This window comes from Brevundimonas abyssalis TAR-001, from assembly GCF_000466985.1.
Lineage (GTDB): Bacteria > Pseudomonadota > Alphaproteobacteria > Caulobacterales > Caulobacteraceae > Brevundimonas > Brevundimonas abyssalis.
In genome coordinates this window covers 1-4,054 of record NZ_BATC01000101.1, presented here as the reverse complement: position 1 = coordinate 4,054, position 4,054 = coordinate 1, and the positions used below count along the sequence as shown (strand labels likewise).

General features: G+C 70.6%; 6 protein-coding genes. 4 read left to right on the top strand and 2 right to left on the bottom strand.

The window, feature by feature from the left end:
* Nucleotides 1–151: 151 nt before the first annotated feature.
* Nucleotides 152–607: a hypothetical protein gene (locus tag MBEBAB_RS16690; protein WP_021698749.1), complete on the top strand. Its 456-nt coding sequence runs from the start codon at nt 152–154 to the stop codon at nt 605–607.
* Nucleotides 564–1,781 (top strand): DNA-packaging protein, encoded by a 1,218-nt coding sequence (locus MBEBAB_RS14555; protein ID WP_021698748.1) that lies wholly within the window; start codon nt 564–566, stop codon nt 1,779–1,781. The genes MBEBAB_RS16690 and MBEBAB_RS14555 overlap by 44 nt, the downstream gene beginning before the upstream one ends.
* Nucleotides 1,782–1,784: 3 nt before the next feature.
* Here the strand turns inward: MBEBAB_RS14555 and MBEBAB_RS14550 are convergent, their stop codons facing one another.
* Both MBEBAB_RS14550 and MBEBAB_RS14545 read right to left on the bottom strand, forming a co-directional pair.
* The gene (locus MBEBAB_RS14550; protein ID WP_021698747.1) at nt 1,785–2,189 is read right to left on the bottom strand and encodes a type II toxin-antitoxin system VapC family toxin; all 405 of its coding nucleotides are present in this window, start codon (nt 2,187–2,189) and stop codon (nt 1,785–1,787) included.
* Nucleotides 2,182–2,445, bottom strand: a complete 264-nt coding sequence (locus MBEBAB_RS14545) for a type II toxin-antitoxin system Phd/YefM family antitoxin (RefSeq protein ID WP_021698746.1) — start codon at nt 2,443–2,445, stop codon at nt 2,182–2,184. Before MBEBAB_RS14545 ends, MBEBAB_RS14550 begins: the two co-directional genes overlap by 8 nt.
* Nucleotides 2,446–2,597: 152 nt before the next feature.
* Between MBEBAB_RS14545 and MBEBAB_RS14540 the strand changes: the two genes are divergently transcribed.
* Nucleotides 2,598–3,746 carry a phage portal protein gene (locus tag MBEBAB_RS14540; protein ID WP_021698745.1) on the top strand — a complete coding sequence of 383 codons (1,149 nt, stop codon included), beginning with the start codon at nt 2,598–2,600 and terminating at the stop codon, nt 3,744–3,746.
* Nucleotides 3,747–3,826: 80 nt separating this feature from the next.
* Nucleotides 3,827–4,048, top strand: a complete 222-nt coding sequence (locus MBEBAB_RS14535; protein WP_021698744.1) for a hypothetical protein — start codon at nt 3,827–3,829, stop codon at nt 4,046–4,048.
* Nucleotides 4,049–4,054 lie beyond the last annotated feature (6 nt).

The window sequence follows — 4,054 nt, the reverse complement described above, 5'->3', positions numbered from 1 at the left end:
CCCCTCCCCGCGAGCGGGGGAGGAGCAGATGCGGGCGGAAACCGCAGTTTGATCCCGCATTTTTCGGAGCCAATGCCAAGGCGCACAAGGGTCGGGCGGTTAATTTCGTCCGTTTTTCCGACCGTGGACGCTGGTCCCGTACTCTTGGGGCATGACGGGAAAAACCGAAGAGAGCGGGACGGGCGATGTGACGGCGTGGTGCCTGGACGAACTGGAAGCGATGCTGGCCGAACAGGTCCGGCTGCTGAAAAGCCAGAAGCCGAAAACCGACGAAGAGCGGCCCCCCTACGTCCGCAGGCTGAAGGACCTGATCGTGGCGGCGCGGATGCTGGCCGTGGCCAAGGCGTCCATGGCGCGGGCCGTTCAGGCCGTGAGGCGGGCCGCGAGCGCCGGGGACGATCAGGCCGTGAGCCGCGCCGTTCGCGCGGGCCTTAAACAGGAGGGGGACGAGTTCCGGGCGAATGACCACGATCTCGAACGGCGTCAGGCCGCCATTAACGCTCGCTTCGCTGCGATGGCTCCAGGGCCTCACTGCGGCGGAGCGGGACGCCCTGGGAGCGGAGGTGACGAGCGCCCTGGAGCAGTCCTGGCTGTTGCGGGCACGTGAGGACCAGAAGGGCCCGCACGAGGCGCAGGCCCTGTGGCTGATGCTGGGCGGGCGGGGGTCGGGCAAGACCTTCGCCGGGGCCGGATGGGTGCTGGACCGGGCCTGGGAAGGCAAGCGCATCGCCCTGATCGGACCCAGCCTGCACGATGTGCGCGAGGTGATGATCGAGGGGCCGTCGGGGGTGATGCAGCTGGCGCCACCCGACGACCGGCCCCGGTGGGAGGGGGCGCGGCGGCGGCTGGTCTGGCAGGGCGGCGCGATCGCCTACGCCCTGTCGGCGGAGGACCCCGAGAGCCTGCGCGGGCCGCAGTTTCATGCAGCCTGGGCCGATGAGCTGTGCGCCTGGCGCGAGCCGCAGAGGGTGCTCGACACCCTTCGGTTCGGGCTGAGGCTGGGGCGGCGGCCACGCCTGACGGTGACCACGACGCCCCGGCCGATCCCGGCCCTGAGGCGCTTGATGACGGCGCCCGGCACGACGGTGACGCGCATGGCCACGGCGGACAATGCGGCCAATCTGTCGCCCGGATTTCTGGAGCATCTGACGTCGCTCTATGGCGGCACGCGGCTGGCGGCGCAGGAGCTGGAAGGCCTGGTGACGGAGGGCGACGGCGCCCTGTTCCGGGCCGGGGACCTGAGCCGGGCGCGCGTGGCGTTCACGGGCGAGATCCCGGAGCGGTTCGAACGGGTGGTGGTGGCGGTGGATCCGCCGATCAGTGCGGGCGGGGACGCCTGCGGGATCGTGGCGGCCGGACGGCTGGACGGGCGGGCCTGGGTGCTGGCGGACCGGTCGGTGCGGGGGCTGACCCCCGGCGGCTGGGCGGCGCGGGTGGCGGAGACGGCGCGGGCCTTCAGGGCCGACCGGGTGCTGGCCGAGGGCAACCAGGGCGGGGAGATGGTGTCGGCCGTGCTGAGGCAGGCCGGGTGTCCGGTGCGGGTGGATCTGGTCCACGCCAGCCGGGCCAAGCGGGCGCGGGCCGAGCCGGTGGCCATGCTCTACGAACAGGGCCGGGTGATCCACTGCGGCGCCTTCACCGAGCTGGAGGAGGAGCTGATGGCGCTGGGGTCCGAAGAGGGGCCGAAGCGCTCGCCGGACCGGGCCGATGCGCTGGTGTGGGCGGTGACGGATCTGATGCTGGCCAAGCGCGGCGAAGGGCCGAGGATCAGGGCGCTGTAGCGATCACCAGATGACCGGGACGTCCCCGGCGTGGCGACGCAGCACGGCGTCGGCGCTGATGAGCGGGACGTCGAGGTCGCGGGCCTGGGCCAGCAGGATGCGGTCCCACGGGTCGCCGTGGGCGATGGGGAGGTTGGCGGCAATCCACGCCTGCCGCGGCGTGATGTCGGTCAGCGTATAGCCCAGACCAGGCAGAACGGACGTCAGATCTGTGGGCAGGAAATGCAGGTCGGCGGCGGTGGCCCGACGCTGTCCGCCGACCCGGCGCTTGGCATCGATCTCATAGATGCTGACGGCGCTGACCAGGGACTGTTCCGCCTCATCAATCAAGGCATGCGCGGCGGCCGAAAGGCGACGCTCGAACAGGCTCCATACCAGGACGTGGGTGTCGATCAGAACCCTATTCACTCGGGAAGATGTCCTTGTCCGGGTCGAATTCCGGATCGGGCTCGAGGAACAGGTCCAGGAACTCTTCGGAAACCGGCCCGTGGTGGGCGAAGGCGCCGATGCGGAAATGCCGGGGCCGTTCGGAGACGCCCGTGGGCACGAGCCGGATAGCCGGCTTTCCGGCGCGGGCCAAGACGATGTCCTCGCCAGCCTCTGCGCGGGCGACCAGCTCGGAAAGGCGAGCCTTGGCCTCGGCGATGTTCACCTGCGTGGTCATGCCGGGAGAATAGCACGGGATGGGGGTTGGCCAACTGGAAATCTAAGTTGGACCAAGTGAGCAAAGCCCCCTCACCCTGGTCGCCAGGAGCGGCCTGCTGCGCAGTCCGCTGCGACTCAGGCCTATCCCACAAGGGGAAAGGCGAAAGGAGAATGATGTTTGAATTTCTGAAACGGCGGGCGCCGGAGGTGAAGGACTCGGCGGTGGGGCGGGTGATCGCCTGGACGCAGCAGGGACGGGCGGTGTGGACGCCGCGGGACTATGAGAGCCTGACGCGAGAGGGGTTCGGCAAGAACCCGGTGGCCTATCGCTGCGTGCGGATGATCGCCGAGGCGGCGGCGTCGGTGCCGCTGGCGGTGTTTCAGGGCGGCGAGCGGGCGGGGGCGGATCACCCGCTGGCGCGCGTGCTGGCGCGGCCCAATCCGGAGCAGGGGCGGGCCGAGTTGTTCGAGGCGCTTTATGCGAACCTGCAGACGGCCGGCAACGCCTATCTGGAGGCGGCGGGCGAGGGGCTGGAGGAGGTGTACGGCCTGCGCCCGGACCGGGTGAAAGTGGTTCCGGGGCCGAGCGGATGGCCGGCGGCCTATGACTACACCGTGGCGGGGCGGACCGTGCGGCTGGGCCGGGCGGCGGACGGGTTCTCGCCGGTGCTGCACCTGAAGCTGCATAATCCGGTGGACGACTGGTACGGGTTTTCGCCGCTGGAGGCGGCGGCCTCCGCCATCGACGTGCACAACGCCTCGGGCGCCTGGAACAAGGCGCTGCTGGACAACGGGGCGCGGCCGTCGGGCGCGCTGGTCTACGGCGCGAAGGACGGCGAGCGGCTGACCAGCGAACAGTTCGAGACGCTGAGGGCGGAGCTGGGCGACCGGCACCAGGGTGCGATGAACGCCGGGCGGCCGCTGCTGCTGGAAGGCGGGCTGGAGTGGAAGCCCATGGCCTGGACGCCGGCGGACATGGACTTCATCGCCGGGAAACATGCGGCGGCGCGGGAGATCGCCCTGGCGTTCGGCGTGCCGCCGCAGCTGCTGGGGATCCCCGGGGACGCCACCTATTCCAACTATCGCGAGGCCAACGCGGCGTTCTGGCGCGGGACGGTGGTTCCGCTGGTGACCAAGACGGCGGGGGCCATGACGGCCTGGCTGGCCCCCCGGTTCGCGGACTGCCGCATCGAGGCGGATCTGGACCATGTGCCCGCGCTGCAGCCGGAGCGCGACGCCCTGTGGGCGCGTCTGGAGGCGGCCAGCTTTCTGAGCGAGGCGGAGCGGCGGGAGATGGCTGGGGTAGGTTCGAGGGTCTAGGGGTTAGGGGCCAGGGAGGGGGGCGGCTTCGTTCCCTAGAACCTGGTCCCTAGCACCCAGAACCTCGTCTGGAGGACGAGATGAGCGAACGAAAAATCCCCTGGGCGGTGATCGTGGCGGTGGCGGTGCAGACGGCGGCGGCGCTGATCTGGGCCGGGGGCGCGGCGGCGCGGATCGAGACGCTGGAGAGCCGGGTGGCGGAACAGCGGCTGGTGGCCGAGCGGTTGGCGCGGCTGGAGGAGCAGGCTGTGGCGACGCGGGCGACGCTGGAGCGGATCGAGGCGAAGGTGAGTGGCGAGTGATCAGTG

Coding starts and splice junctions, on each gene's coding strand:
- MBEBAB_RS14535 (WP_021698744.1), top strand. CDS start 3,827: ATGAGCGAACGAAAAATCCCCTGGGCGGTGATCGTGGCGGTGGCGGTG.
- MBEBAB_RS16690 (WP_021698749.1), top strand. CDS start 152: ATGACGGGAAAAACCGAAGAGAGCGGGACGGGCGATGTGACGGCGTGG.
- MBEBAB_RS14545 (WP_021698746.1), bottom strand. CDS start 2,445: ATGACCACGCAGGTGAACATCGCCGAGGCCAAGGCTCGCCTTTCCGAG.
- MBEBAB_RS14540 (WP_021698745.1), top strand. CDS start 2,598: ATGATGTTTGAATTTCTGAAACGGCGGGCGCCGGAGGTGAAGGACTCG.